Consider the following 24,888-nt stretch of genomic DNA (forward strand, 5'->3'; position numbering starts at 1 on the left):
TGGCGCTTCGGTATGAACCGGAAACATGGGTAACACTTTAGACCGGATACATGGGTAACAGTTATAACTGGCATAGAAGAGGAGACTCGCTATGCCCTGGACTGAGACCCGACCTATGCAACGCCTTGATTTTATCCGTGCCTGCCATGCAGGTACGGACTCCTTCTCCGCGCTTTGCCGTCTTTTTGGCATCAGCCGTAAAACCGGCTATAAATGGCTTCAGCGTTTTGACCCTTCTGACCTGTCATCTCTCTCGGACCGGTCGCGTGCGCCACGCTCCCACTCCCGGACGGTTCCTGATGATATCGCCGGACACCTGACTGCCCTGCGTCAAAAACACCCTGACTGGGGGCCAAAAAAACTGCGGATGTGGTTGCTCAATCATCACGTCGATTTTACCGTACCTGCCGCCAGCACTATCGGCGATATCCTCAAGCGCGAAGGCCTGGTTCCGGATAAAAAACGAAAACGCAGAACACCAGGCAATCGCCAGCCCCTGACCATCATCAGTGAGAACAATCAGGTCTGGAGCGCTGATTTTAAAGGCAAGTTCAGGCTGCTCAGCAGAGAGTACTGCCATCCTTTCACCCTGACCGATAATCACAGCCGGTATCTGCTCAGCTGCCGGGGAACACACCGTGAGAGTGAACCCTTTGTCAGAGAGTGCCTGACGGATGCGTTCCTGGAATATGGTCTGCCGGAAGTGCTTAGAACCGATAACGGCCAGCCCTTCGCGGGAACAGGAATAGCCGGATTAAGTCGTCTTGCCGTCTGGCTAATCAAGCTGGGCATCAGGCCGGAGCGTATCAGAAAGGGGCATCCGGAAGAAAATGGCCGCCATGAGCGAATGCACCGCTCCCTGAAAAGTGCGGTGAAACAGGGCAACACCTTCATGACGATGGAAGAACAACAGCGGTGGTTCAGTGACTACCGGAAAGAATTTAACTACGAAAGGCCGCATGAAGCACTGGCGGGAGCAACGCCCGGAACGGTATGGCAACCCTCAAACCGACACTGGGATGGCCGTGTTCCTGAATATGCTTATCCGGAAGGAGGTACAGTCTACAGGGTGAAATCGAGGGGGACCCTCTATATGGGAAAAAAGGGTACGGTGTTCCTGAGTGAAGCACTGACTGGGGAGTACATCATGCTGGAAGAACAAGATGATGGCCTTGAGGCCATCATCTTTAATGGGATAACGCTTGCGTACTACGACCGAAAAACCCAGAGTGTGCTCCGGATAGACTAAAAGTGTTACCTATGTTCCCGGTCTGATCTGTCACCTATGTATCCGGTCATACACTTCGCTTACCGGGCCTACGTTTTTGCAGGCCGGGTAAGGTGAAGCCGCCACCCGGCAAAACAACCTCATTCCTCTAACGACCGCAAATGGTCATCCTTTCGCAGCGTCATCAGCGCGAAAATACTCACCACCGCCGTTGCCATCACGTAATATGCCGGAATATTCAGGTTGCCCGTCTCTTTAATTAATCCGGTAATAATCAGTCCCGCACAGCCCGAGAAGATCGCGTTTGACAGGGAATACGCCAGCCCCAGGCCGGTATAACGCACGCGCGTCGGGAACATTTCAGACAGCATTGCCGGCCCCGGTCCTGCCAGCATCCCCACCAGACCGCCCGCAATTAGCACCACCATCGCTTTAACGGCCAGCGTGGCGGACTCAGCCTGCAACATTTTCAGCAGCGGCAGGGCGAGCAGCAGCAGCAGGGCGGTAGCAATCATCATCACCGTGCGGCGGCCAATCTTGTCGCTCAGGATACCCGAGGGAATGATGGTCAGCGCAAAGCCGATATTCGAAATCACCGCTATCAGCAGTGCCTGATTAAACCCGGTGTGTAGCGCCGACTGGAGATAGGTTGGCATAATCACCAGGTAGGTATACCCTGCCGCCGACCAGACCATGACCCGGCAAATGCCCATCAGAATCGTTTTGAGCGTGGCGGAGGTGCTGGCCTGAGCCACAACCGGTTTTTCCTTCTGCTGCACAAAGCTCGGCGTCTCTTCCATACTCACACGCAGCCATAGCGCGACAGCCCCCATCGGCAGCGCAAGGAAGAATGGAATACGCCAGCCCCAGTCATGTAATGCCTCAGGCGTGAGAAGGCCGGAGAGCAGTGCCACAATCCCCGCACCCGCTAGCAGCCCGAGCGCCACGGTAAAGGACTGCCACGCGCCATACAGACCGCGCTTGCCGCGTGGAGCGAACTCTGTCATCAACGAAACTGCACCACCATACTCTCCACCTGCAAACAATCCCTGCAAAATGCGCAGCAGCGTAACGATCAGCGGTGCGGCAATGCCTATGCTGGCGTAGACGGGCACAAGACCAATGGCTGTGGTGGCGAGCGTCATCAGTACCAGCACAATGATCAGCGTCGGTTTCCGGCCAATCCTGTCGCCGATGCGGCCAAATACCACCGCACCCAGGGGACGGAAGAAGAACGCGATAGCAAACGAGGCCCAGGTGAGGATCAGGCTGGTCAGTCCCGCTTCTCCCTCGAGCTGGAAGAAGTTCCTGGCAATCACGGTCGCCATAAAACCGTAGACCGCAAACTCATACCACTCGATGAAGTTACCAATGGAGCCTGCAATTAATGCTCGCTTGTGCGCATCCGGTTGCATAACGATCCTCACTGAAAGGGGTAAGAATAAATTATTCAACAAAAGCGAAGTGATGAAATAGTTTATTCTTATGTTCTGTGAGCTATTTCACGAATGATATCAGCGGGATCGCCAGCTTGTGACCCCCCTCCCATGCAGCGTGCACGCGGCCTGTCCATACTTATCCTCATTGCCACTGAAGGAGGGAGACAGCATGCACTGGCAGACCCATACCGTTTTCAATCAACCGGCACCGCTTTCAAACAGCAACCTTTTCCTCTCCGACTGCGCCCTGCGTGACGCGGTTTCCCGCGAGGGGGCCGAGTGGGATAGCGAGCTGCTCGCCAGTATCGGGCAGCAGTTAGGGACCGCAGAGTCGCTGGAGCTGGGCAGGCTGGCCAACGTCAACCCACCGGAGCTGTTACGCTACGACGCCACCGGAGAGCGGCTGGACGATATTCGCTTTCATCCCGCCTGGCACCTGCTGATGCAGGGGCTCTGTGCCAACCGGGTACATAACCTGGCGTGGGAAGAGGAGGCGCGAAGAGGTTCCTTTGTGGCCAGAGCGGCCCGGTTTGTTTTGCATGCGCAGGTTGAAGCCGGCACGCTTTGCCCCGTCACCATGACCTTCGCCGCCACGCCGCTGTTGCAACAGTCGCTACCTAAACCGTTTCATGCATGGTTAACGCCGCTGATGAGCGATCGCTACGATCCCCATCTCGTGCCGGGTGGGCAAAAACGCGGGTTGCTGATCGGCATGGGGATGACGGAAAAGCAGGGGGGATCCGATGTCCTGAGCAACACCACCAAAGCGGAAAAATGCAGCGACGGTAGCTACCGTCTGGTAGGCCATAAATGGTTTTTCTCCGTCCCGCAGAGTGATGCGCATCTGGTGCTGGCTCAGGCAAAAGGTGGCTTATCCTGCTTTTTTGTCCCGCGCTTTTTACCTGACGGACAACGTAACGCCGTACGGCTGGAGCGCCTGAAGGACAAGCTCGGGAACCGCTCCAACGCGAGCAGCGAGGCGGAGTTTCTTGATGCCTCCGGCTGGCTGCTGGGGGAAGAAGGGGAAGGGGTACGGCAGATCCTCAAAATGGGCGGTCTGACGCGCTTCGACTGCGCGCTGGGCAGCCATGGTTTAATGCGCCGGGCACTGTCTGTGGCGTTGTACCACGCTCATCAGCGGCAAACCTTCGGTAAAAATCTCATCGATCAGCCGTTAATGCGTGAGGTCTTAAGCCGCATGGCGCTGATGCTGGAGGGGCAAACGGCACTGCTGTTCCGTCTCGCCCGCGCGTGGGATAAACGTGTGGATCCGCAAGAGGCGGCCTGGGCACGGCTGTTTACGCCGGCCGCGAAATTTAGCGTCTGCAAAGCGGGTATCCCGTTCGTGGCAGAGGCAATGGAGGTGTTGGGCGGCGTAGGGTACTGCGAGGAGAGTGAGCTTCCCCGCCTGTATCGCGAAATGCCGGTGAACAGTATCTGGGAAGGCTCAGGCAATATCATGTGCCTGGACGTGCTGCGCGTGCTGACGAAGCAGCCGGGGATCCACGACCTGCTGGCCGATGAGTTTGCGCAGGTCAAAGGGCAGGACAGACACTTTGACCGCAGCTGGCGCCAGCTTCAGCAAAAGCTGCGTAAACCACAGGAGGCGCAGGGGCGGGAGATCGCGCAGCAGCTTTTCTTGCTGGGGGCCGGGAGCCAGATGCTGCGGCACGCATCGCCGCCCGTGGCGCAGGCGTGGTGCCGCATGATGCTGGATACCCGTGGCGGTACGCTGATGAGCGAGCAGGTGCAAAGCGATTTGCTGCTGCGCGCCACGGGCAGGGTTGGCTAGCGTTTAAGCTGGAACAGACTGACCAGTTGGGTAAGATGTAAACCTTTCTCGCGCAGCGTGTGTGCGGTTTGTTCGCTGCGCGAGACGCGATCGGCGTTGATGTGTGACGCTTCACCAATGTGGGTCATGGCGAGATTCACCTGGCCAATCCCCGCGGATTGCTCGCGCGATGCGTGGTTAATTTCGGTGACCAGCTGGCTGATGTTATCGATATGAACGATGATGGAATCCATAGCCAGACGCGTCTGTTCAGACAGCGCGTGACCTTCGCTCACTTTTCTCAGCGTATCGCCAATCAGCTGTTCTATCTCTTTCACCGCGTTGGCGCTCCGGCCCGCCAGCGCGCGAACTTCCTGGGCAACCACCGCAAAACCTTTTCCGTGCTCGCCTGCACGTGCCGCTTCTACCGCCGCATTCAGCGCCAGAATATTGGTCTGAAACGCGATGGACTCAATCACGCGGGTAATATCTTCGATACGTTTTGACGCTTCGCGAATGTCATCCATCGTGGCAACCGCATGGGTTACCGTTTCACCCCCCTCGTGAACCGCGCGTGAGGTTTCTCCCACCAGCTGCTGCGTTTGCTCCATGTTGGCGGCATTTTGCTGTACGGTCGCGGCCAGTTGCTCCATGCTGGCTGAGGTCTCCTCCACGCTGCTGGCCTGCTTGTTGATCTGCTCTGAGATCTCGCCGGTATCGGAGGCCAGCGCGTTAGTCCCCGTCTGGATCTCACCTGCTGCCTCGCGAACCTGCAGAACAATTTTTTGCAGCCCGCCGCCAATGCCGTTAATGGCGTCAATCAGCTGTCCGACCTCGTCCCGGCGCGTCACGGGCAGGCTGGAGCGAAGATCGCCATCGGCATACTGCCGTGCAAGCTGAATCACGTTGCGCAGCGGTTGCGTCAGCATACGGCGAATAAGGACCACGAACAGGCCTGCAAAGAGGACTGACAAGACCACACCGGCCAGCAGGAAGCGATCGCGCATGGCGGTGACGCTTGAAAGCAGCACTGACTTATCCACTTCGCCCACGATAGTCCAGTTCCAGCCGGGTAGCGGGGTATAGGCCATTTTCAGCGTCCGTCCGTCGTCACTTACGCGCTCCAGGGTGCCGGGTTTATCATCCAGAAGCTGCTGTTGTGTCGCGCTGTCCCACTTCGGCAGTTGTCCCTCTTCCGTGGTGTGGAACAGGTATTGCCCGCGTGTTTTGCCGTTGCTGCGATCCAGCACGAAGAAGTGACCGCTCTCGCCCAGGCGGCGGTTGAGGATTTTCTCGCGCATGACGTTCCAGGAGTGGCTAATGTCCACCCCGACAAAGACGATCGCAATGACATGACCTTCGGCGTTTTTCACCGGCTGGTACTGGGTGATATAGCGTTTGCCAAACAGCAGCGCCAGGCCACGGTAGACATCACCTTTATTGGCGGCGGCAAAGGCCGGGCTGGAGGTATCCAGAACGGTCCCCATTGCGCGCTCGCCATTCTCTTTACGCAGGGAGGTGGCGACGCGAATAAAGTCGTTACCGCTGCGAACAAATAGCGTGGAGATGGCCCCCGTTCGGTTCAGGAAGTCGTCAGAAAAAGTGGTATTTTCATGGAGTTCCGTTTCCCCGCCTTTCAGCAGAGGAACATTGAGCCCGTTAATTGTCCGGGTCTGAAGCGTATCGACGCTAAATGGCTGGGGCAAAAATGTCGTAAACAGTCTGGTATAGCTTTCGACTTCTTCACTCAGGCTGGTGTTGAACATTTGCACCATATCGACCATACCGGTGGACTGGTTATGCAGGTCTTCTACCGCGAGGGCTTCAAGCTGCTGGCTGGCTTTTTGGCTGAGCAGGAAAGTGAAAAGCAGAAACAGCACGGCAACACTGACGCCCGTCAGCAGCGATAGCTTTGTCCCGAGGCCCGCACGGCGGAAAAAATTGATCATAAATTGCTCATCATTGAAAAGGTATGGTTCTTCAACGGCAGAGCGGGGATTACGTTTACTGAATTAGTGTAACAAAATGTTATTGAGTTGTTTTTATATGGTTTTGTAAAAGATAAAAAATTTGCAAAAACGAAAAGCCACTAAAAATAAGTGGCTTTTATCAGGAAGGTGCTTAGACGTAGAGAATGGCCTGTACCCGCCAGTGGTCGACATGGTTATCTTCCTGCATCTGGATGATGCGATACCATGAGGCACCCTGTTCATCGGCTTTTAATGCCACGATACGTTCAACATCTTGCGGGCTCCCCGAAATGTTATTGACGGAGATGTGGCCTATTTCATTCAGACCTGTTACGCAATCCGCGCTGGCAAATTCTGCTGACTGCGCGGTGGTGCTCACCAGGCCTGCTGAGAGCAACAGAGAGGTCAAAGCAAGAGTTCGTTTCATCGTCAGCTCCATTTCACATATCTCCGGTATCCGCCGGGCAATCCTTCGCGAATAAACTCCTTTCCATTGACGCGGGCATGGAGTTTATTGTGGACAGGAAAATGTCTATGGACGCAAAGCAGTGTAAATGTCGTTCAAAGGAAAACCATTACTGACGGTATAAAATGGCCTGTGAATACCACTGCCCCGTAATGATGGTTTCATCGACCATGATAATGACGTAATAATCTGCTTTGGCGGCGACGGCTTGTGCCTTTATTGCCTCTTCTGCGTCATCCGGAGAACCGCGAACCAGCGCGGAGACGGTGCCCATTCGTTGTAATCCTTCTGTCTGATTACGACGAATCTCCTGCGGGTGATCGGCAACCGGGGGAGCGGGTTGCGGCGTTCCCTGCAGTGCGCTACAGCCACTGAGAAGAAGCACCAGCAATAAAGCTGCAAACCTGTGCATAACCATATCTCTTTTCCTGATAGCCATAGTGTAGTTGTCTGCGAATTTCGTTTTGGGGGAATGTTCCCGAAGTGTTATCTGGGGCGTAATTTTCGAATGAAAATAGCCTGAAACCGTAACCCAGTTCTCAACATTATGAATCATTCATTCGTACAGGGTCGACAATGATTGAAATTGAAATACGCCGTCTCGGCGACCATGAAATTTTACACGCCATGCCGACGGGGAAACGTGATAAACCGCTGCCAGTTGTGGTTTTTTATCATGGATTTACCTCGTCAAAGCTGGTTTACAGTTATTTTGCGGTGGCGCTGGCGCAGGCCGGTTTTCGTGTCGTCATGCCGGATGCCCCCGATCACGGTGCGCGCTTTACGGGGGATGAACAGGCGCGGCTTGGTCAGTTTTGGCCCATTCTGCACGGCAGTCTGACCGAGTTTTCCGGGATGCGCGATGCGCTTTATGACGCAGGGCTGGTGGCCGATAACCGGCTGGCGGTTGCCGGGGCCTCGATGGGCGGCATGACGGCGCTGGGGATTATGACGCATCATCCTGAAGTGAGATCCGTCGCCTGTCTGATGGGCTCCGGCTACTTTACGTCACTGGCGAAGACGCTTTTTCCCCCGCAAGATTTGACGGAAATGACGGCGAGGCTGGCTGACTGGGAAGTGACTCGCGCACTGCCGCGCGTGGCCGATCGTCCGCTTCTGCTGTGGCACGGTGACGCAGATGACGTGGTACCGCCTGACGGCACATTTCGCCTGCAGCAGGCGCTAAAGCGTGAAGGACTGGACGGCAATCTGACCTGTTTGTGGGAATCGGGCGTCCGCCACCGCATTACGCCAGCGGCGCTGGAGGCCACGGTGGCGTTTTTCCGCCAGCACCTTTAAACCCGCAGGATTTTAACGCCCTGATCTTCCAGTTTCTGGAGGATCTCGGGGTTAGCCCCTTTGCCGGTGATCACCATGTCGATCTGTTCTGCGCGGCTAAACAGCATGCCTGCGCGTTCACCGACTTTACTGCTGTCGACCAGCACGACGAGTTTGCCCACAACGTTCAGCATGTTTTGTTCGGCCATCGCAGTCAGCATATCGGTTTTATATAAACCGTCTGCAGTCAGGCCTTTGCCGCTGGTAAACATCCAGTGCCCGGCGTAAAGACTGTTTTCACTGTCCTGGGGGCTAAGGGTGATGGACTGGCTCTTATTGTACTGGCCGCCCATGATCACCACGCTGTCATGCTCCTGGTCGATAAGATAGTTGGCGAGCGGTAGGTAGTTGGTGATGATCTGCACCGGCTTGCCGCACATCTCGCGGCCCAGCAAAAATGCCGTAGACCCGCAGTTGATGACGACGCTCTCACCCGGGTTCACCAGCTGTGAGGCGGCTCTGGCGATCCGCACCTTTTCATCGTGATTCTGCGCCTGATGGATATTCATCGGCGACCAGCGTGGACGCTGCTGGCTGATGGCTTCTGCGCCGTTGCGGACTTTTTTCAGTTTGCCGCTCTCATCCAGCTTGTTAATGTCCCGCCGCGCGGTGGCGGGGGAGATGCCTAAACGTTCGATCACTTTCTCGACGGTGATAAACCCTGTTTGCGCCAGGAGTTCCAGTAAAATTTGATGCCGTTGCGCTTCCGTCATGAGCTATTCCGATAAGAATTGATTTGAAAAGATGATATTTGAAATAGTGTGAAATTACTAAAATAAATATGAAATCGCCAGACTCAGGGTCTGGCGATGTGGCCGGATAATCAGAGGAAGGACTTAAACGGCAGGTCTGGCTCAATAGTAAAGCAATTATCGAAACCGCGTGGGTAGTGGTACTCAAGATTGTCTTTATCCAGCGGCCAGGTGAACTTGCCGCCTACCTGCCAGATAAATGGCTTGAAGCCGTACTTCAGGCGGTCTTTTTTCATCTCCCACAGCACGCGAATTTCCTGCGGATCGGCCTGGAAGTTTGACCAGATGTCGTGGTGGAACGGAATCACGACCTTGGTGTTCAGCGCCTCCGCCATACGCAGCATATCGGCGCTGGTCATCTTGTCGGTAATGCCACGTGGATTCTCGCCGTAGGAGCCCAGCGCCACGTCAATCTGATGCTCATTACCGTGCTTCGCGTAGTAGTTGGAGTAGTGTGAGTCGCCGCTGTGGTACAGGGAACCGCCAGGCGTTTTGAACAGGTAGTTGACGGCGCGCTCGTCCATGCCGTCCGGCAGAACGCCTGCGGCTTTCTGGTCAGCCGGCAGCGTAATCAGTGCGGTACGGTCAAAGGCATCCAGGGCGTGAATTTCAATGTCTTTGATTTTCACCACGTCGCCCGGTTTCATCACGATGCAGCGCTCTTTTGGCACGCCCCAGCCAATCCAGAGATCCACGCAGGTCTGCGGCCCGATAAACGGCACGTCGTCCGCGCAGTTTTGCATTACTGCCGCCGCCACGTTCACGTCAATATGATCGTTGTGATCGTGGGTGGAGAGCACGGCATCGATTTGGCGAATGGCAAAAGGATCGAGCACAAACGGCGTGGTACGCAGGTTCGGTTGCAGTTTTTCCACGCCGGCCATGCGCTGCATCTGGTGGCCTTTTTTCATCAACGGATTGCCGTGACTCTGTTTGCCTGTGCCGCACCAGAAATCGACGCAAATATTGGCGCCACCCTCGGATTTCAGCCAGATACCGGTGCAGCCCAGCCACCACATGGCAAAAGTACCAGGAGCAACCTGTTCCTGTTCGATCTCTTCGTTCAGCCAGCTACCCCACTCCGGGAAGGTGCTCAGAATCCATGATTCACGGGTGATGGTGTTCACTTTACTCATCGTTTTGACTCCTGGTTTTAATCAAAAGTAATCATATTGTGATTTGTTGTGATTAACTCTGGCACCATTTGACGTGCTTTGCAATGACAAAAGTGCGTAATTTTAACTGTGCGATATCACAGATACTTCGCTTTATCCTTGTTAGACTATCCGCTGTTAATGATTAATTGCATGAATTATAAAGAATAATTCATTTTGTTTGTGCGGTAGTGAAAATCATTACTAACACCATGGAAATAATTTGCGTGATGCGTCACAAATAATCAAATTCAATCTTGTGATGATTATTTGTGATTACTAGAGTGATGACACCAACCACACAGGGATTGCCCCTCGTGTTCTCATTTCTGGAGAGAGTTATGGAGATCCTCTACAACGTCTTTACCGTTTTCTTCAATCAGGTAATGACCAACGCCCCGCTGCTGCTGGGTATCGTGACGTGCCTGGGTTACATCCTGCTGCGTAAAAGCGTCAGCGTGATCATCAAAGGCACGATTAAGACCATTATCGGTTTTATGCTGTTGCAGGCGGGGTCAGGCATCCTGACCAGCACGTTTAAGCCAGTCGTCGCCAAAATGGCGGAGGTCTACGGTATAAACGGTGCAATTTCCGATACTTATGCCTCAATGATGGCCACGATTGACCGCATGGGTGACGCCTACAGCTGGGTGGGTTACGCGGTTCTGCTCGCGCTGGCGCTGAACATTATCTACGTGTTGCTGCGTCGCATTACCGGTATTCGCACCATCGGTGATGCTGCCAACTTACTGATTTAGTGTATGATGGTGTTTTTGAGGTGCTCCAGTGGCTTCTGTTTCTATCAGCTGTCCCTCCTGTTCAGCTACTGACGGGGTGGTGCGTAACGGCAAAAGCACTGCCGGACATCAGCGCTATCTCTGCTCTCACTGCCGTAAAACATGGCAACTGCAGTTCACTTACACCGCTTCTCAACCCGGTACGCACCAGAAAATCATTGATATGGCCATGAATGGCGTTGGATGCCGGGCAACCGCCCGCATTATGGGCGTTGGCCTCAACACGATTTTCCGCCATTTAAAAAACTCAGGCCGCAGTCGGTAACCTCGCGCATACAGCCGGGCAGTGACGTCATCGTCTGCGCGGAAATGGACGAACAGTGGGGATACGTCGGGGATAAATCGCGCCAGCGCTGGCTGTTTTACGCGTATGACAGGCTCCGGAAGACGGTTGTTGCGCACGTATTCGGTGAACGCACTATGGCGACGCTGGGGCGTCTTATGAGCCTGCTGTCACCCTTTGACGTGGTGATATGGATGACGGATGGCTGGCCGCTGTATGAATCCCGCCTGAAGGGAAAGCTGCACGTAATCAGCAAGCGATATACGCAGCGAATTGAGCGGCATAACCTGAATCTGAGGCAGCACCTGGCACGGCTGGGACGGAAGTCGCTGTCGTTCTCAAAATCGGTGGAGCTGCATGACAAAGTCATCGGGCATTATCTGAACATAAAACACTATCAATAAGTTGGAGTCATTACCCGCACCATCATGCTTACCGGTCACATCATGTTCCAGCAGGCGGGTCTGATCGCGGTTTCTCTCTATATCTTCGGTTACCCAATGTGGACCACGATTATCTGCACCGCGGTGCTGGTCTCGCTCTATTGGGGCATCACTTCCAACATGATGTACAAGCCGACCCAGGAAGTGACCGACGGCTGTGGCTTCTCCATCGGCCATCAGCAGCAGTTTGCGGCCTGGGTTGCCTATAAAGTTGCGCCATACCTGGGGAAAAAAGAGGAGAGCGTTGAAGACCTCAAGATGCCCGGTTGGCTGAATATCTTCCATGACAACATCGTCTCGACGGCGATTGTGATGACCCTTTTCTTCGGCGCCATTCTGCTCTCCTTTGGCATTGACGTTGTGCAGGCGATGGCGGGCAAAACGCACTGGACGATTTATATCCTGCAGACCGGTTTCTCCTTCGCGGTGGCCATTTTCATCATCACCCAGGGCGTGCGTATGTTCGTCGCCGAGCTCTCTGAAGCCTTCAACGGCATCTCTCAGCGCCTGATCCCGGGAGCCGTTCTGGCAATTGACTGTGCGGCCATCTATAGCTTCGCGCCAAACGCCGTCGTCTGGGGCTTTATGTGGGGCACCATCGGCCAGCTGATTGCGGTGGGTATCCTGGTGGCCTGCGGCTCCTCAATCCTGATTATTCCTGGCTTTATCCCGATGTTCTTCTCCAACGCCACCATCGGCGTTTTTGCTAACCACTTCGGCGGCTGGCGTGCAGCGCTCAAGATCTGCCTGGTGATGGGGATGGTGGAAATCTTCGGTTGCGTGTGGGCGGTCAAGCTCACCGGTATGAGCGCCTGGATGGGCATGGCGGACTGGTCAATCCTGGCGCCGCCGATGATGCAGGGCTTTGCGTCCGTCGGGCTGGTCTTTATGGCCGTCATCATCCTGATTGCACTGGCTTATATGTTCTTCGCTGGCCGTTCGCTGCGAGCAGAAGAAGATGCAGAAAAACAAACAGCAGAAGTTTCTGCTCACTAAGGAGTTTCGATTATGACCGTACGTATCCTGGCTGTGTGTGGCAATGGGCAAGGCAGCTCCATGATCATGAAGATGAAAGTGGACCAGTTTTTAACCCAGTCAAACATCGACCACACGGTAAACAGCTGCGCAGTGGGTGAATACAAAAGTGAGCTGAACGGCGCAGACATCATTATCGCGTCAACTCACATTGCCGGCGAGATTAGCGTGTCGGGCAACAAATATGTGGTGGGCGTGCGCAACATGCTGTCGCCTGCGGATTTCGGACCAAAACTGCTGGAAGTGATCAAAGAACACTTCCCACAAGACGTGAAGTAAGGACCCGACATGAAACTACGAGATTCGCTGGCAGAGAATGACTCCATCCTTTTGCAGGCTGACGCCAGCACCTGGCAGGAAGCGGTGAAGCTGAGCGTGGATCTGCTGGTTAAGGCGGACGTTGTCGAGCCGCGTTATTACCAGGCCATTCTGGATGGCGTGGCGCAGCACGGCCCCTATTTTGTGATTGCCCCGGGGCTGGCTATGCCGCACGGCCGCCCGGAAGAGGGCGTGAAGAAAACCGGCTTTGCGCTGGTCACGCTGAAAACGCCCCTGGTCTTCAACCATGAAGATAACGACCCGGTCGATATTCTGATCACCATGGCGGCCGTCGATGCCAATACCCACCAGGAGGTGGGCATCATGCAGATCGTCAATCTGTTTGATGATGAAGCCAATTTTGACCGTTTACGCGCCTGCCGTACCGCGCAGGAAGTGCTGGATTTAATTGATAACGCCACTGCGGCGGCCGTTTAAGAGGAATTGAACATGTCATTACCAATGTTGCAGGTTGCGCTGGATAACCAGACGCTGTCCGATGCTTATGAAACCACCCGCCTGATCGCCGAAGAGGTAGACATCATTGAAGTGGGTACCATTCTGTGCGTGGGCGAAGGCGTTCGCGCCGTTCGTGACCTGAAGGCGCTCTACCCGCACAAAATCGTACTGGCTGATGCCAAAATCGCTGACGCGGGCAAAATCCTCTCCCGCATGTGTTTTGAAGCCAACGCCGACTGGGTCACCGTGATCTGCTGCGCGGATATCAATACCGCCAAAGGCGCGCTGGACGTGGCAAAAGAGTTTAACGGCGACGTGCAGATTGAACTGACCGGTTTCTGGACCTGGGAGCAGGCACAGGCGTGGCGCGATGCGGGGATCCAGCAGGTGGTATACCACCGCAGCCGTGATGCGCAGGCTGCTGGCGTGGCGTGGGGCGAGGCGGACATCAGCGCGATTAAACGTCTGGCCGAAATGGGCTTCAAAGTGACCGTGACCGGTGGCCTGGCGCTGGAAGATCTGCCGCTGTTCAAGGGTATCCCGATTCACGTCTTTATTGCGGGTCGTAGCATCCGTGACGCGGCGTCTCCGGTGGAAGCAGCGCGTCAGTTCAAACGCTCAATCGCTCAGCTTTGGGGCTAAGGAGCGGGTATGTTGTCAAAACAGGTTCCGCTTGGCATCTATGAAAAGGCACTCCCTGCGGGGGAGTGCTGGCTGGCGCGGTTACAGCTGGCGAAGCAGCTGGGTTTCGATTTTGTCGAAATGTCAGTGGATGAGACGGATGAACGCCTCTCTCGCCTCGACTGGAGCCGCGAGCAGCGTCTGGCGCTGGTGAGCGCCATCGCTGAAACGGGCGTGCGCGTGCCGTCCATGTGCCTGAGCGCTCACCGTCGTTTTCCCCTCGGCAGCGAAGATGATGCCGTGCGGGCGCAGGGGCTGGAGATCATGCGCAAAGCCATTCGCTTTGCTCAGGATGTCGGTATCCGTGTGATCCAGCTGGCGGGTTATGACGTTTACTATCAGGAAGCCAACGATGAAACGCGCCGTCGTTTCCGTGACGGTCTGAAAGAGAGCGTTGAAATGGCAAGCCGCGCGCAGGTGACGCTGGCGATGGAGATCATGGACTACCCGTTAATGAACTCCATCAGCAAGGCACTGGGCTACGCGCACTATCTGAATAACCCGTGGTTCCAACTCTATCCGGATATCGGCAACCTGTCGGCATGGGATAACGACGTGCAGATGGAGCTGCAGGCGGGCATCGGGCATATCGTGGCGGTGCACGTCAAAGATACCCGTCCTGGCGTGTTTAAAAACGTACCGTTCGGCTCCGGGGTGGTGGAGTTCGAACGATGCTTCGAGACGCTCAAGCAGACAGGGTATTGCGGGCCTTACCTGATTGAGATGTGGAGCGAGACGTCTGACGACCCGGCAGCGGAAGTGGCAAACGCGCGGGACTGGGTGCGCGAGCGTATGGCGCGAGCAGGTTTGCTGGAGGTGGAACATGCTTAAGCTTAAACAGCAGGTCTTTGAAGCCAATATGGATTTGCCGCGCTATGGCCTGGTAACGTTCACCTGGGGTAACGTCAGCGCGATTGACCGAGAGCGCGGCCTCATCGTCATTAAACCCAGCGGAGTGGCGTATGAGACCATGAAGGTCGACGATATGGTTGTCGTGGACCTTGAAGGAAACGTCGTAGAGGGACAGTGGCGTCCTTCTTCGGATACCGCTACCCATCTGGCGCTTTATAGACGTTATCCCTCCCTCGGCGGGGTAGTGCATACCCACTCAACCCATGCCACCGCCTGGGCACAGGCTGGGCTTGCCATCCCGGCGCTGGGCACGACGCACGCGGATTACTTCTTCGGGGATATTCCCTGCACGCGCGCGTTAACGCAGGCCGAGGTGGAAGGCGAGTACGAGCTCAACACCGGCAAGGTGATTATCGAAACGCTGGGTGAGGCAGAACCGCTGCATACGCCGGGAATTGTGGTGTACCAGCACGGTCCGTTCTCCTGGGGTAAAGATGCTCACGACGCGGTGCATAATGCTGTGGTGATGGAAGAGGTGGCCAAAATGGCGTGGATTGCCCGCGACATTAATCCACAGCTTCAGGGGATTGATGATTACCTGATGAACAAGCATTTCATGCGCAAGCACGGCCCGAATGCCTATTACGGGCAGAAGTAAATAAGTGCTCTGGAATACCGAAAAACAGTTGTAACCGGTGGTATTTCAGAGCCATTTACAAAAAAAAAGCCCCCGGGCAGGGGGCAACGTAAACTATGGCTATGTTCTCGTTGTTGGCTTTCCTGGTGCTAGCGTTAAAGCGTTATCGGTAAATGTCTGCACTGGCGTGCATATTGCCGTTGCTGCCGGGCTCACGGATTAACATCACGTGGTAATAGGTTGCGCCCTGGGCATCGGTCTCTTCATTTAGTGCCTGATCTGCTTCGCTTTCAGTGGCGAAATTATGATTGATATAGATTACGCCTAAGCTTTGCACATCATCCATGTTCCTGGCCTGCCGGCCGTCTATTTTGATGGCTGACATCGCGTTTGCACTGAGCAAAAGCGCAGCCATAATGGCTAATGCGATTTTTTTCATGATATGCGCTCCACGACTGCGTGCTGTGAGAGAGGGGATACTCCTTCTTTAATTCAGGTGTTCTCTGATTAAAGTGTAATCATTCATACGGCGGGGATGCGTGACCATTTCTGATGCTGTTGTTCAAAAAAACAACGCTTCCTGGTGTGTTCAATTTTAAATCACCCACTTAGACCCGCTTTACGCTTTGTGCGAATTATTTGTGCAATCAGCTTGAGTTTCCAGGGGCGCGCAAGTATTATGACGCGTCAATTTTTCAGCCGACCTTTAACACGTTCCTTGCCTCCCCGGGCCTCGGCTGACCCAGACAGGAGGCTGAATAATCCGTAAGGAGCAATTCGATGCGTCATTACGAAATCGTTTTTATGGTCCATCCTGACCAGAGCGAACAGGTTCCGGGTATGATCGAGCGTTATTCTGCTGCCATCACTGGTGCAGAAGGTACGATCCACCGTCTGGAAGACTGGGGCCGCCGTCAGCTGGCTTACCCGATCAACAAACTGCACAAAGCACACTACGTTCTGATGAACGTTGAAGCGCCGCAGGAAGTGATCGATGAGCTGGAAACTACCTTCCGCTTCAACGATGCCGTTATCCGCAGCATGGTTATGCGTACCAAAAACGCAGTTACCGAAGCATCTCCGATGGTTAAAGCGAAAGACGAGCGCCGTGAGCGTCGCGATGATTTCGCAAACGAAACCGCAGATGATTCTGATGCTGGGGATTCTGAAGAGTAATTTCTGATGACCAACCGTCTGGCGTTGTCCGGCATCGTATGCAGGGCTCCCCTTCGAAAGGTCAGTCCATCAGGAATTCCGCATTGCCAGTTCGTGCTTGAGCATCGTTCTGTGCAAGAGGAAGCCGGGTTTCACCGGCAGGCGTGGTGCCAAATGCCCGTTATTATTAGCGGACACGAAAACCAGGCCATTACTCACAGTTTAACGGTCGGTAGCGCAGTAATCGTTCAGGGGTTCATCTCTTGCCACAAGGCAAAGAACGGCCTGAGCAAAATGGTTCTGCATGCCGAGCAGATTGATTTGATAGATTCTGGAGACTAGCCATATGGCACGTTATTTCCGTCGTCGCAAGTTCTGCCGTTTCACCGCGGAAGGCGTTCAAGAGATCGACTATAAAGATATCGCAACGCTGAAAAACTACATCACCGAAAGCGGTAAGATTGTCCCAAGCCGTATCACCGGTACTCGTGCAAAATATCAGCGTCAGCTGGCTCGCGCTATCAAACGCGCTCGCTACCTGTCCCTGCTGCCGTACACTGATCGTCATCAGTAATCGGGCACGGTCCATTAATACGACTTTAAGAGGATAAGGTAATGCAAGTTATTCTGCTTGATAAAGTAGCAAACCTGGGCAGCCTGGGTGATCAGGTAAACGTTAAAGCGGGTTACGCTCGTAACTTCCTGGTTCCACAGGGTAAAGCTGTTCCAGCTACTAAGAAAAACGTAGAGTTTTTCGAAGCACGTCGTGCTGAACTGGAAGCCAAACTGGCTGACGTTCTGGCGGCTGCTAACGCTCGCGCTGAAGCAATCAACGCACTGGGCACCGTTACCATCGCGTCTAAAGCTGGCGACGAAGGTAAACTGTTCGGTTCCATCGGTACCCGCGATATCGCTGATGCAGTGACTGCAGCAGGCGTTAAAGTGGCTAAGAGCGAAGTTCGCATGCCGAACGGCGTTCTGCGTACCACTGGTGAGCACGAAGTTGACTTCCAGGTTCACAGCGAAGTGTTCGCTAAACTGGTTGTTAACGTTGTAGCTGAGTAATTTTTTACTCTGCTCACGTTGAAACGCCGGCCTTGTGCCGGCGTTTTGCTTTTTAAAGAACCGGGTCTTTAACGCGCCCGGACAAAACTGCCGTCCGGCTGGCGGGTAAACAGCACCTGCTGACCATTTCCTGTATCAATCGTTAAGCCTGTCACCACACCGCTGGCATTCTGGCGAATCTGTACCATCTGACCATTCTGCAGGTTACTGAGCGGCTTACCCGCACCTTCCACTTTCGCCATGGCATACACGTCAGTCGGCGGCAGGTTGTGATCGCGGAAAAGCTGCGCCAGGGTTTTACCCGGCTCGACGCGATAGGAGCGCCACTGCTGCTCAATGCCCGTAGGCTGCTGAGCCTGCTGCTCTACCGGGGCGGAGGTTTGAGCCTGATCTTCCTGGACGGGTTCCGGTTCAACCGGCGCGACCTGACCCGGATCGTTCGAAGGGGTCACCAGCTGCGTTTGCATCGGCTGTGCATCAGGCTGCGGCCGCGTTTGCGACTGAATATCCAGCTGTGCATTGCGGGTGACAGGGGCGGTATCGACATCATCACCGCCGGAAGGAAGCAGGAAGCCCACGATCACCATCAGCGCACCAATGATAATCCCTCTGCGATGCAGGGGAGGCAGCGGGTCCATAATGCGAAAATTGTCCGGCGCCTGCCAGATTTTCGCCAGGGTAGGTTTCAGTTCAAATCGCCCGGGCATGGCTCTCCTCCTGCTCCGCGTCTTTTTTATCCTGTGCATCGAAGTATAGTTTGCTAACTGCCTGAACGGCGTAGCAAACCCGACATCCGTGACATCAGTTCGGGATTAATCCTGGTTGTCTCTATTGTTTCTGTTTCGTCGCGGTTTGTCACCTTAACTTCAGACAAAGTTTTACCCATAAGGGCATGGCTGCTATGCTGCCCGCTACTTTAAATGTGATGGAAGGAAAACCCATGACCACCCCGACTTTTGACACTATCGAAGCGCAGGCAAGTTACGGTATCGGCTTGCAGGTAGGACAGCAGCTGAGCGAATCCGGCCTGGAAGGTCTGTTACCAGAAGCGCTGGTGGCGGGTATCGCTGACGCGCTGGAAGGTAAACAGCCCGCTGTTCCGGTTGACGTTGTTCACCGCGCTCTGCGTGAAATTCATGAACGTGCTGACGCTGTGCGTCGCGCGCGTTTCGAAGAGATGGCGGCCGAAGGCGTGAAATATCTGGAAGAGAACCGTGAGCGTGAAGGCGTGAACAGCACCGAGTCTGGCCTGCAGTTCCGCGTGATCAACCAGGGCGACGGCGCAATCCCGGCACGTACCGACCACGTTCGCGTACATTATACCGGTAAACTGATCGACGGCACCGTGTTCGACAGCTCCGTGGCGCGTGGCGAACCGGCAGAATTCCCGGTCAACGGCGTGATCGCAGGCTGGATTGAAGCGCTGACCCTGATGCCAGTTGGCTCCAAATGGGAACTGACTATTCCTCACAACCTGGCTTACGGCGAGCGTGGTGCTGGCGCATCCATCCCGCCATTCAGCACCCTGGTATTTGAAGTCGAGCTGCTGGAAATCCTGTAATCGACTTTTCTTATTTCCTCTCTCCGTTCGGGGAGAGGAAAATAGTGATAAAACCTATAGTTACGACGTTATCAATATTTTATCTTGCAAACGAAACTTTTGCGTGTATTTTTGTGAGCTGTTTCGCGCTGTATGAGTGATATGACACTCACTTTCAACATATTATTAACATAATATCTAAATCATAGTATTCATCCCGCCGATTCTTACCTAATATCGATAAGCCCTTACAAGGGGAACGTCATCTTTTGACGTATTTAAAGGCCAGAAGAGCCTTAACAACACAGACAGGCATAAACAGGAAAAATTACATGGTAGATCAGGTCAAAGTCGCCGCTGCAGAAGAGGCGACGTCTGAACAGTCGCTACGGCGCAATCTCACAAACCGTCATATTCAGCTTATCGCCATAGGTGGGGCCATCGGGACCGGGCTGTTTATGGGGTCAGGCAAAACCATCAGTCTTGCCGGGCCGTCGATCATCTTCGTTTATATGATCATTGGTTTCATGCTGTTCTTCGTGATGCGGGCAATGGGTGAATTGCTGCTCTCGAACCTCGAATACAAATCCTTCAGCGACTTCGCGTCTGACCTGCTCGGTCCATGGGCAGGCTATTTCACCGGCTGGACCTACTGGTTCTGCTGGGTTGTTACCGGTATGGCGGACGTCGTGGCGATTACCGCCTACGCACAGTTCTGGTTCCCGGGACTGTCAGACTGGGTGGCCTCGCTGGCGGTTATTGCTTTGCTGCTGAGCCTCAACCTCGCCACCGTAAAAATGTTCGGTGAGATGGAGTTCTGGTTCGCGATGATCAAGATTGTCGCTATCGTGGGGCTGATTGTTGTGGGCCTGGTGATGGTACTGACGCACTTCCAGTCGCCAACCGGCGTACAGGCGTCATTTACCCATCTGTGGAATGACGGTGGCTGGTTCCCGAAAGGCATCAGCGGCTTCTTTGCCGGCTTCCAGATTGCGGTGTTCGCGTTTGTGGGCATTGAGCTGGTGGGAACCACGGCGGCCGAAACTAAAGATCCCGAGAAGTCTCTCCCGCGCGCCATTAACTCGATTCCGGTTCGTATCATCATGTTCTACGTCTTCGCGCTGATCATCATTATGTCCGTGACGCCGTGGAGCTCCGTGGTGCCGAGCAAGAGCCCGTTCGTTGAACTGTTTGTGCTGGTAGGGCTGCCCGCTGCGGCAAGCCTGATTAACTTCGTCGTGCTGACCTCTGCGGCGTCGTCCGCGAACAGCGGCGTGTTCTCAACCAGCCGTATGCTGTTTGGTCTGGCGCAGGAGGGCGTGGCGCCGAGCGCCTTTGCGAAACTGTCTAAGCGTGCGGTACCGGCGAAAGGGCTGACTTTCTCCTGCATGTGCCTGCTGGGCGGCGTGGTCATGCTCTACGTGAACCCAAGCGTGATTGGCGCGTTCACCATGATCACCACGGTCTCTGCAATCCTGTTTATGTTCGTGTGGACCATTATCCTCTGCTCGTACCTGGTGTACCGCAAACAGCGTCCACACCTGCATGAGAAGTCGATCTACAAGATGCCGCTGGGCAAGCTGATGTGCTGGGTGTGCATGGCGTTCTTCGTGTTCGTGCTGGTGCTGCTGACGCTGGAAGATGATACCCGTCAGGCGCTGATTGTTACGCCGCTGTGGTTTATCGCGCTGGGGCTGGGCTGGGTGTTTATCGGTAAGAAACGTATGGCAGGCGTAAGATAAAAGCAAAACGGCAACTTCAGTTGCCGTTTTTAGTTTTTGCACCCTCTCCCTGTGGGAGAGGGCATCAGGCCGCAGCGGCTTTTTTTATTCCCCAGCTAATGCCCGCGGGAACAACACGTTGTTCTCAAGACTGATGTGTTCCATCAGGTCATCGATCATCTCGTTAATGCCGTTGTACATCGCTTTCCAGGTGGTGCACGCCTCTGGCGGCGGTGTGACGTTGTGGGTGGTGTGTTTGATCACTTCCAGCAGTTCGCCCGCATCATCATGCTCGCTTTCCATCACGCTAATCGGACCCATTGCCTGGCTGCCCATTCCCTGTTTAATCATCGGGAAGAGGATCTGTTCTTCTTTCATCATGTGGCTGGAAAGCTCTTCGTGCAGCATGGTCAGATATTTCGCCAGACCGCGGGGTACGGAAGGTTTGTCAGCATGTACGCGCTCGACTTTGGTCGCCTGCAGGATCAGCTCCGGCAGTTGCTCCCGGTGGCGATCGTGGTAACGCACAATGATGTGGTCGATGATTTCTGCGAGCGGGGCGGTACGCCAGTCTTTATCAACAGGCTGTTCGGCCAGTTGCGCCAGCTCTGCTTCAATCACCTCCACATCCAGCTCCTTACGTGAGGCCGCTCGCGCGAGGGTTTGCTTACCGCCGCAGCAGTAATCCATATCGTATTTACGGAACAGCGCAGAAGCGCGAGGGATGGAGAGCGCCAGCTCGCCGAGGGGTTGGTCGCGAAAGGCCATAGCAGTTACCTCGTCATCAAGAATATAAGATGCATTTTAAATGCATCTTTATGGCGGCACTATAACCCTTTAGAGGGAAGGGTAAAAGTGAGACGTAAGTCACAAAAAAATTATCCGGGTTAACGCCCTGAATGGACTCAGGAAAGTGGTTTAGAAAGTTTTTAAAGGTGGAGAAACAGTAAACAACCCGCCTTGCCTGCCGATATATCCACGTCAGACAAACCTGCATATAACAAAGGCAACGTATGTTTAAACGTATAAAAGTTATTACTCTTCTTATTTCGGTGCTGCTTGTGCTCGGCATCATGCAAGTGATTTCCGCGGGGATCTTTATCAACGCGCTGAACAACGATAAAGACAATTTCACCGTGTCGCAGCTCTCCAGCAAGAATGTGGCGGAGTTTACCGATGCGTGGATCAGCCTGAACCAGGCGCGCGTGACGCTGAACCGTGGGATGCTGCGTCTGCAAAGCAGCATGGCTTCGCAGATTAATGGTGGTCAGCTCAATGAGCTGGTCAACACGGCAAAAAATCTGCTGGCTGATGCGCAGGTCCATTACGATAAATACTATGCCCTGCCGAATACGCCGGGCCTGGACGAGAATCTGGCGAAGCGACTGGAGGAGCAATACCGTATTTACTCCTCAACGCTGACGCAAATGAACGTGCTGCTGAGCCAGGGCAATCTGGAAGACATGTTCAAGCAGAACGCTGAGCAAAAACAGACTGCGATGCAGGCGGTTTATCGCGAGTGGCGCGAAGCTCAGGCAACGCTTACCGATAAAGGCATCCAGGACAATGAAAGCGACTACAAACGCATTCTATGGATCCTCTCTGCGGTAATGCTGCTGGTCATTGTGGTGATTATTTCCAGCTGGATCGCCATGCGTCGCGTGCTGCTGCTGCCTCTGGAAGAGGTGCTCAACCATATTCGCGCCATTGCGGCAGGGGACTTAACCCAGCCGATTCAGGCTGACGGTAAGAACGAAATGGCGATCCTGGCGCGCAACGTGCAGGAGATGCAGACCTCGCTGGCGAACACCGTGGGCGTGGTGCGTGAAGGTGCCGATACCATCTACACCGGAGCCGGTGAAATTTCTGCCGGGAGTAACGACCTTTCTTCCCGTACTGAGCAACAGGCGGCTTCCCTGGAAGAAACGGCAGCCAGCATGGAACAGCTGACGGCCACCGTGAAGCAGAATGCCGATAACGCCCGTCAGGCTTCCCGTCTGGCACTGGATGCCTCCTCAACGGCGAAGAAGGGCGGGAACGTGGTGGAAGGTGTCGTGCGCACGATGGACGAAATCGCCACCAGTTCCAGTAAAATTGCGCAAATTACCAACGTAATCGACGGTATTGCTTTCCAGACCAACATTCTGGCGTTGAACGCGGCGGTAGAGGCTGCGCGTGCAGGTGAACAGGGCCGTGGCTTTGCGGTGGTCGCAGGGGAAGTACGTACCCTCGCCCAGCGCAGTGCTCAGGCGGCGAAAGAGATCAAAGCGCTGATCGACGATTCCGGCGAGCGCGTGAACGCCGGCTCGCAGCTGGTTAACGAAGCCGGGGCGACGATGGCGGAGATCGTCAATGCGGTCACCCGCGTGACGGACATTATGGGCGAGATCGCCTCAGCCTCTGACGAGCAGAGCCGCGGTATCGACCAGGTAGGTCAGGCGGTGGCTGAAATGGATCGCGTGACCCAGCAGAACGCCTCGCTGGTCGAGGAATCTGCGGCCGCGGCGGCCGCGCTGGAAGATCAGGCTGCACGCCTGAATGACGCGGTGGCGGTGTTTAAAATTACCCGGAATCAGGCGGTCAAAGCCGCACCGGTGAAATCCTACGTGCCGAAAGCGCAGCCCGCAGCGAGCGTGCCTGAAGCGAACTGGGAAACGTTTTAACCTGGTGCCGGGTGGCGCTGACGCTTACCCGGCCTACAAAATCGCTCCGTGTAGGCCGGGTAAGGCGTAGCCGCCACCCGGCAAAAATCACACTTCTGATGCTGACACAACCCTCGGTTTTTCCGGCTTCGCTCTCACCGCCATCACCACCCCAACGACCAGCAACACAATCCCACAGGCCGTTAATACAGGCGGTACGCTCTGGCGCATCAGGAAGGTATAAAGCAGCCCGGCCAGGGTTTCGAAAACAATCAGCGGCCCCAGGATCACCGTTGGCAGTTTCTGGCTGGCAATGTTCCAGCACAGCGCGCCCACCCAGGAACACAGCACCGCAATCGCCACCATCAGGGCAACAAATACCCACGGTCTGGGTCCGAAGGGCTGGGCGAAATCGGGCTGTTGATGGCCTAACCAGAGGCACGCCCCAACATATCCCAGCAGTGAAACGGGCAACGTAACCAGGGCCTGAGCCGTCGCCCACATCATCGGATGCTTGTCCGGGTTCTCACGCAGCCAGCGTGCATTGCGCAGGGCATACCATGCCCAACACGCCACGGAAACGAACGCCAGCAGAATGCCGGAGCCGTAACGCCACAGATCAAAGTCCTTCAGCCCATGACGCAGCTCGGCAATATTGACGCATATCAGCCCTACGGCGGTACACAACAGCGCAGGCACCATTTTTGGCCACGCCAGTTTGCCATCGCGGTGGCTATAGAGCAGGTTAGCAAAGATGGGGATGACAACCGGCAGCGTGCCGATAATCATGGTCGAGACCGGGGCCCCGGTGCGTTGAATGGCACTCGCCAGGCAAACGTAATAGATGAGGTTGCCCATCATGGTCAGCGCCAGCGCGGTGCGCCAGTCCTGACGGCTAAGCTGACGCAGGCGCGCGCGTCCCAGCCACGCCAGGGGCAGAGCAATCAGCCCGAGCGCCAGATAACGTCCGGTCGACTGCAGTATTGCCGGGTATTCGGGCACGATCAGCGGGCCAACAAAAATCAGCCCCCACATCATCCCGGCCAGCAGGGCATACAACACGCCACTAATCATTTTTCCATCCCTATTGCTTCACGTTGCGCTCAGTGTAGGAGGGGCAAATGCGCGCGTATTGTATGAGA

26 protein-coding genes and 2 pseudogenes are annotated in these 24,888 nt (G+C 55.0%); 18 read left to right on the forward strand and 10 right to left on the reverse strand.

Annotated features, from left to right (window positions below):
- Nucleotides 1-91: 91 nt before the first annotated feature.
- Complete coding sequence (locus BFV64_RS01780) at nucleotides 92-1,249, forward strand: DDE-type integrase/transposase/recombinase (RefSeq protein ID WP_045282386.1); 1,158 nt, start codon at nucleotides 92-94, stop codon at nucleotides 1,247-1,249.
- Nucleotides 1,250-1,368: 119 nt separating this feature from the next.
- On the opposite strand, the gene BFV64_RS01785 is transcribed toward BFV64_RS01780, so the two are convergent.
- Nucleotides 1,369-2,643 (reverse strand): MFS transporter, encoded by a 1,275-nt coding sequence (locus BFV64_RS01785; protein WP_045281964.1) that lies wholly within the window; start codon nucleotides 2,641-2,643, stop codon nucleotides 1,369-1,371.
- Nucleotides 2,644-2,836: 193 nt separating this feature from the next.
- Between BFV64_RS01785 and BFV64_RS01790 the strand changes: the two genes are divergently transcribed.
- Nucleotides 2,837-4,459 (forward strand): isovaleryl-CoA dehydrogenase, encoded by a 1,623-nt coding sequence (locus BFV64_RS01790; protein ID WP_045134422.1) that lies wholly within the window; start codon nucleotides 2,837-2,839, stop codon nucleotides 4,457-4,459.
- Here the strand turns inward: BFV64_RS01790 and BFV64_RS01795 are convergent.
- From BFV64_RS01795 to bsmA, 3 genes are all read right to left on the reverse strand, one after another.
- On the reverse strand, nucleotides 4,456-6,387 hold the full coding sequence (locus BFV64_RS01795; protein ID WP_045281965.1) for a methyl-accepting chemotaxis protein: 1,932 nt from the start codon (nucleotides 6,385-6,387) through the stop codon (nucleotides 4,456-4,458). The genes BFV64_RS01790 and BFV64_RS01795 overlap by 4 nt on opposite strands.
- A gap of 172 nt (nucleotides 6,388-6,559) precedes the next feature.
- A complete protein-coding gene (gene yjfN, locus BFV64_RS01800) occupies nucleotides 6,560-6,847 on the reverse strand; it encodes a DUF1471 family protease activator YjfN (protein ID WP_023331857.1) in 288 nt (95 codons plus the stop codon).
- Between the two features lie 136 nt (nucleotides 6,848-6,983).
- Nucleotides 6,984-7,313, reverse strand: a complete 330-nt coding sequence (gene bsmA / locus BFV64_RS01805; protein ID WP_014882237.1) for a biofilm peroxide resistance protein BsmA — start codon at nucleotides 7,311-7,313, stop codon at nucleotides 6,984-6,986.
- 137 nt (nucleotides 7,314-7,450) lie between these two features.
- On the opposite strand from bsmA, the gene yjfP reads away from it, so the two are divergent.
- Nucleotides 7,451-8,173 carry an esterase gene (yjfP, locus tag BFV64_RS01810; protein ID WP_014882238.1) on the forward strand — a complete coding sequence of 241 codons (723 nt, stop codon included), beginning with the start codon at nucleotides 7,451-7,453 and terminating at the stop codon, nucleotides 8,171-8,173.
- Here the strand turns inward: yjfP and ulaR are convergent.
- Together ulaR and ulaG are read right to left on the reverse strand one after the other, a co-directional pair.
- Nucleotides 8,170-8,925: an HTH-type transcriptional regulator UlaR gene (ulaR, locus tag BFV64_RS01815; protein ID WP_014882239.1), complete on the reverse strand. Its 756-nt coding sequence runs from the start codon at nucleotides 8,923-8,925 to the stop codon at nucleotides 8,170-8,172. The two genes, yjfP and ulaR, sit on opposite strands and share 4 nt — an antisense overlap.
- Before the next feature lie 110 nt (nucleotides 8,926-9,035).
- A complete protein-coding gene (gene ulaG / locus BFV64_RS01820; RefSeq protein ID WP_069601628.1) occupies nucleotides 9,036-10,100 on the reverse strand; it encodes an L-ascorbate 6-phosphate lactonase in 1,065 nt (354 codons plus the stop codon).
- Between the two features lie 359 nt (nucleotides 10,101-10,459).
- Here ulaG and BFV64_RS01825 point away from each other — a divergent pair.
- The 8 genes and pseudogenes from BFV64_RS01825 to BFV64_RS01860 all read left to right on the forward strand — a co-directional run.
- A pseudogene (locus tag BFV64_RS01825) lies at nucleotides 10,460-10,849 on the forward strand (PTS transporter subunit IIC); the annotation flags it as partial.
- A gap of 55 nt (nucleotides 10,850-10,904) precedes the next feature.
- Nucleotides 10,905-11,602, forward strand: a protein-coding gene (locus BFV64_RS01830) for an IS1-like element IS1B family transposase (RefSeq protein WP_235611130.1) whose coding sequence is annotated in 2 segments (ribosomal slippage) — nucleotides 10,905-11,154 and nucleotides 11,154-11,602 — 699 coding nt in all. Because the reading frame shifts where the segments join, the coding sequence is not laid out codon by codon here.
- A gap of 15 nt (nucleotides 11,603-11,617) precedes the next feature.
- Nucleotides 11,618-12,637 (forward strand): annotated as a pseudogene (gene ulaA / locus BFV64_RS01835) (PTS ascorbate transporter subunit IIC); the annotation flags it as partial.
- A 12-nt stretch (nucleotides 12,638-12,649) separates the two neighbouring features.
- Nucleotides 12,650-12,955 (forward strand): PTS ascorbate transporter subunit IIB, encoded by a 306-nt coding sequence (ulaB, locus tag BFV64_RS01840; protein WP_003856022.1) that lies wholly within the window; start codon nucleotides 12,650-12,652, stop codon nucleotides 12,953-12,955.
- 9 nt (nucleotides 12,956-12,964) lie between these two features.
- Entirely contained in the window at nucleotides 12,965-13,432 is a 468-nt protein-coding gene (gene ulaC / locus BFV64_RS01845) for a PTS ascorbate transporter subunit IIA (RefSeq protein ID WP_014882241.1), read from the forward strand.
- A 12-nt stretch (nucleotides 13,433-13,444) separates the two neighbouring features.
- Nucleotides 13,445-14,095, forward strand: coding sequence for a 3-keto-L-gulonate-6-phosphate decarboxylase UlaD (ulaD, locus tag BFV64_RS01850; protein WP_014882242.1), 651 nt, complete (start codon nucleotides 13,445-13,447; stop codon nucleotides 14,093-14,095).
- Nucleotides 14,096-14,104: 9 nt separating this feature from the next.
- Nucleotides 14,105-14,965, forward strand: coding sequence for an L-ribulose-5-phosphate 3-epimerase (locus tag BFV64_RS01855; protein WP_023331860.1), 861 nt, complete (start codon nucleotides 14,105-14,107; stop codon nucleotides 14,963-14,965).
- Entirely contained in the window at nucleotides 14,958-15,644 is a 687-nt protein-coding gene (locus BFV64_RS01860; RefSeq protein ID WP_023331861.1) for an L-ribulose-5-phosphate 4-epimerase, read from the forward strand. Before BFV64_RS01855 ends, BFV64_RS01860 begins: the two co-directional genes overlap by 8 nt.
- A gap of 142 nt (nucleotides 15,645-15,786) precedes the next feature.
- Here the strand turns inward: BFV64_RS01860 and yjfY are convergent, their stop codons facing one another.
- Nucleotides 15,787-16,062 carry a DUF1471 family protein YjfY gene (gene yjfY / locus BFV64_RS01865; RefSeq protein ID WP_023331862.1) on the reverse strand — a complete coding sequence of 92 codons (276 nt, stop codon included), beginning with the start codon at nucleotides 16,060-16,062 and terminating at the stop codon, nucleotides 15,787-15,789.
- 341 nt (nucleotides 16,063-16,403) lie between these two features.
- On the opposite strand from yjfY, the gene rpsF reads away from it, so the two are divergent.
- The 4 genes from rpsF to rplI are packed head-to-tail and all read left to right on the forward strand — an operon-like array spanning nucleotide 16,404 to nucleotide 17,843.
- A complete protein-coding gene (rpsF, locus tag BFV64_RS01870; protein ID WP_014068637.1) occupies nucleotides 16,404-16,799 on the forward strand; it encodes a 30S ribosomal protein S6 in 396 nt (131 codons plus the stop codon).
- Between the two features lie 6 nt (nucleotides 16,800-16,805).
- The gene (gene priB, locus BFV64_RS01875; RefSeq protein WP_008502895.1) at nucleotides 16,806-17,120 is read left to right on the forward strand and encodes a primosomal replication protein N; all 315 of its coding nucleotides are present in this window, start codon (nucleotides 16,806-16,808) and stop codon (nucleotides 17,118-17,120) included.
- A gap of 4 nt (nucleotides 17,121-17,124) precedes the next feature.
- Nucleotides 17,125-17,352, forward strand: coding sequence for a 30S ribosomal protein S18 (gene rpsR, locus BFV64_RS01880; protein ID WP_000135199.1), 228 nt, complete (start codon nucleotides 17,125-17,127; stop codon nucleotides 17,350-17,352).
- Nucleotides 17,353-17,393: 41 nt separating this feature from the next.
- Complete coding sequence (gene rplI / locus BFV64_RS01885) at nucleotides 17,394-17,843, forward strand: 50S ribosomal protein L9 (protein WP_006810372.1); 450 nt, start codon at nucleotides 17,394-17,396, stop codon at nucleotides 17,841-17,843.
- A gap of 68 nt (nucleotides 17,844-17,911) precedes the next feature.
- Here rplI and BFV64_RS01890 read toward each other — a convergent pair whose 3' ends face one another.
- Nucleotides 17,912-18,550: an OapA family protein gene (locus BFV64_RS01890; RefSeq protein ID WP_032637673.1), complete on the reverse strand. Its 639-nt coding sequence runs from the start codon at nucleotides 18,548-18,550 to the stop codon at nucleotides 17,912-17,914.
- A gap of 233 nt (nucleotides 18,551-18,783) precedes the next feature.
- On the opposite strand from BFV64_RS01890, the gene fklB reads away from it, so the two are divergent.
- A complete protein-coding gene (gene fklB / locus BFV64_RS01895; RefSeq protein ID WP_008502892.1) occupies nucleotides 18,784-19,404 on the forward strand; it encodes a BamJ family beta-barrel-assembly machinery protein in 621 nt (206 codons plus the stop codon).
- A gap of 311 nt (nucleotides 19,405-19,715) precedes the next feature.
- Nucleotides 19,716-21,125 (forward strand): D-serine/D-alanine/glycine transporter, encoded by a 1,410-nt coding sequence (gene cycA / locus BFV64_RS01900; RefSeq protein ID WP_014882247.1) that lies wholly within the window; start codon nucleotides 19,716-19,718, stop codon nucleotides 21,123-21,125.
- 84 nt (nucleotides 21,126-21,209) lie between these two features.
- Here cycA and ytfE read toward each other — a convergent pair whose 3' ends face one another.
- A complete protein-coding gene (ytfE, locus tag BFV64_RS01905) occupies nucleotides 21,210-21,872 on the reverse strand; it encodes an iron-sulfur cluster repair protein YtfE (protein ID WP_045134413.1) in 663 nt (220 codons plus the stop codon).
- Nucleotides 21,873-22,117: 245 nt separating this feature from the next.
- On the opposite strand from ytfE, the gene BFV64_RS01910 reads away from it, so the two are divergent.
- Nucleotides 22,118-23,767, forward strand: a complete 1,650-nt coding sequence (locus tag BFV64_RS01910; protein WP_045281967.1) for a methyl-accepting chemotaxis protein — start codon at nucleotides 22,118-22,120, stop codon at nucleotides 23,765-23,767.
- 87 nt (nucleotides 23,768-23,854) lie between these two features.
- Here BFV64_RS01910 and BFV64_RS01915 read toward each other — a convergent pair whose 3' ends face one another.
- Nucleotides 23,855-24,820: a DMT family transporter gene (locus BFV64_RS01915; protein WP_045281968.1), complete on the reverse strand. Its 966-nt coding sequence runs from the start codon at nucleotides 24,818-24,820 to the stop codon at nucleotides 23,855-23,857.
- Nucleotides 24,821-24,888 lie beyond the last annotated feature (68 nt).

The sequence above is a fragment of the Enterobacter kobei genome, from assembly GCF_001729765.1.
Classification (GTDB): domain Bacteria; phylum Pseudomonadota; class Gammaproteobacteria; order Enterobacterales; family Enterobacteriaceae; genus Enterobacter; species Enterobacter kobei.

Excerpts from the sequence above, each read along its gene's own strand:
- yjfP (WP_014882238.1), top strand. The coding sequence starts at position 7,451 with ATGATTGAAATTGAAATACGCCGTCTCGGCGACCATGAAATTTTACAC.
- ulaC (WP_014882241.1), top strand. The coding sequence starts at position 12,965 with ATGAAACTACGAGATTCGCTGGCAGAGAATGACTCCATCCTTTTGCAG.
- BFV64_RS01890 (WP_032637673.1), bottom strand. The coding sequence starts at position 18,550 with ATGCCCGGGCGATTTGAACTGAAACCTACCCTGGCGAAAATCTGGCAG.
- cycA (WP_014882247.1), top strand. The coding sequence starts at position 19,716 with ATGGTAGATCAGGTCAAAGTCGCCGCTGCAGAAGAGGCGACGTCTGAA.
- BFV64_RS01785 (WP_045281964.1), bottom strand. The coding sequence starts at position 2,643 with ATGCAACCGGATGCGCACAAGCGAGCATTAATTGCAGGCTCCATTGGT.
- BFV64_RS01780 (WP_045282386.1), top strand. The coding sequence starts at position 92 with ATGCCCTGGACTGAGACCCGACCTATGCAACGCCTTGATTTTATCCGT.
- ulaG (WP_069601628.1), bottom strand. The coding sequence starts at position 10,100 with ATGAGTAAAGTGAACACCATCACCCGTGAATCATGGATTCTGAGCACC.
- yjfY (WP_023331862.1), bottom strand. The coding sequence starts at position 16,062 with ATGAAAAAAATCGCATTAGCCATTATGGCTGCGCTTTTGCTCAGTGCA.
- rpsF (WP_014068637.1), top strand. The coding sequence starts at position 16,404 with ATGCGTCATTACGAAATCGTTTTTATGGTCCATCCTGACCAGAGCGAA.
- BFV64_RS01790 (WP_045134422.1), top strand. The coding sequence starts at position 2,837 with ATGCACTGGCAGACCCATACCGTTTTCAATCAACCGGCACCGCTTTCA.
- ytfE (WP_045134413.1), bottom strand. The coding sequence starts at position 21,872 with ATGGCCTTTCGCGACCAACCCCTCGGCGAGCTGGCGCTCTCCATCCCT.
- BFV64_RS01915 (WP_045281968.1), bottom strand. The coding sequence starts at position 24,820 with ATGATTAGTGGCGTGTTGTATGCCCTGCTGGCCGGGATGATGTGGGGG.
- bsmA (WP_014882237.1), bottom strand. The coding sequence starts at position 7,313 with ATGGCTATCAGGAAAAGAGATATGGTTATGCACAGGTTTGCAGCTTTA.
- BFV64_RS01860 (WP_023331861.1), top strand. The coding sequence starts at position 14,958 with ATGCTTAAGCTTAAACAGCAGGTCTTTGAAGCCAATATGGATTTGCCG.
- ulaR (WP_014882239.1), bottom strand. The coding sequence starts at position 8,925 with ATGACGGAAGCGCAACGGCATCAAATTTTACTGGAACTCCTGGCGCAA.
- BFV64_RS01910 (WP_045281967.1), top strand. The coding sequence starts at position 22,118 with ATGTTTAAACGTATAAAAGTTATTACTCTTCTTATTTCGGTGCTGCTT.
- BFV64_RS01795 (WP_045281965.1), bottom strand. The coding sequence starts at position 6,387 with ATGATCAATTTTTTCCGCCGTGCGGGCCTCGGGACAAAGCTATCGCTG.
- ulaD (WP_014882242.1), top strand. The coding sequence starts at position 13,445 with ATGTCATTACCAATGTTGCAGGTTGCGCTGGATAACCAGACGCTGTCC.
- priB (WP_008502895.1), top strand. The coding sequence starts at position 16,806 with ATGACCAACCGTCTGGCGTTGTCCGGCATCGTATGCAGGGCTCCCCTT.
- fklB (WP_008502892.1), top strand. The coding sequence starts at position 18,784 with ATGACCACCCCGACTTTTGACACTATCGAAGCGCAGGCAAGTTACGGT.
- yjfN (WP_023331857.1), bottom strand. The coding sequence starts at position 6,847 with ATGGAGCTGACGATGAAACGAACTCTTGCTTTGACCTCTCTGTTGCTC.
- rpsR (WP_000135199.1), top strand. The coding sequence starts at position 17,125 with ATGGCACGTTATTTCCGTCGTCGCAAGTTCTGCCGTTTCACCGCGGAA.
- rplI (WP_006810372.1), top strand. The coding sequence starts at position 17,394 with ATGCAAGTTATTCTGCTTGATAAAGTAGCAAACCTGGGCAGCCTGGGT.
- ulaB (WP_003856022.1), top strand. The coding sequence starts at position 12,650 with ATGACCGTACGTATCCTGGCTGTGTGTGGCAATGGGCAAGGCAGCTCC.
- BFV64_RS01855 (WP_023331860.1), top strand. The coding sequence starts at position 14,105 with ATGTTGTCAAAACAGGTTCCGCTTGGCATCTATGAAAAGGCACTCCCT.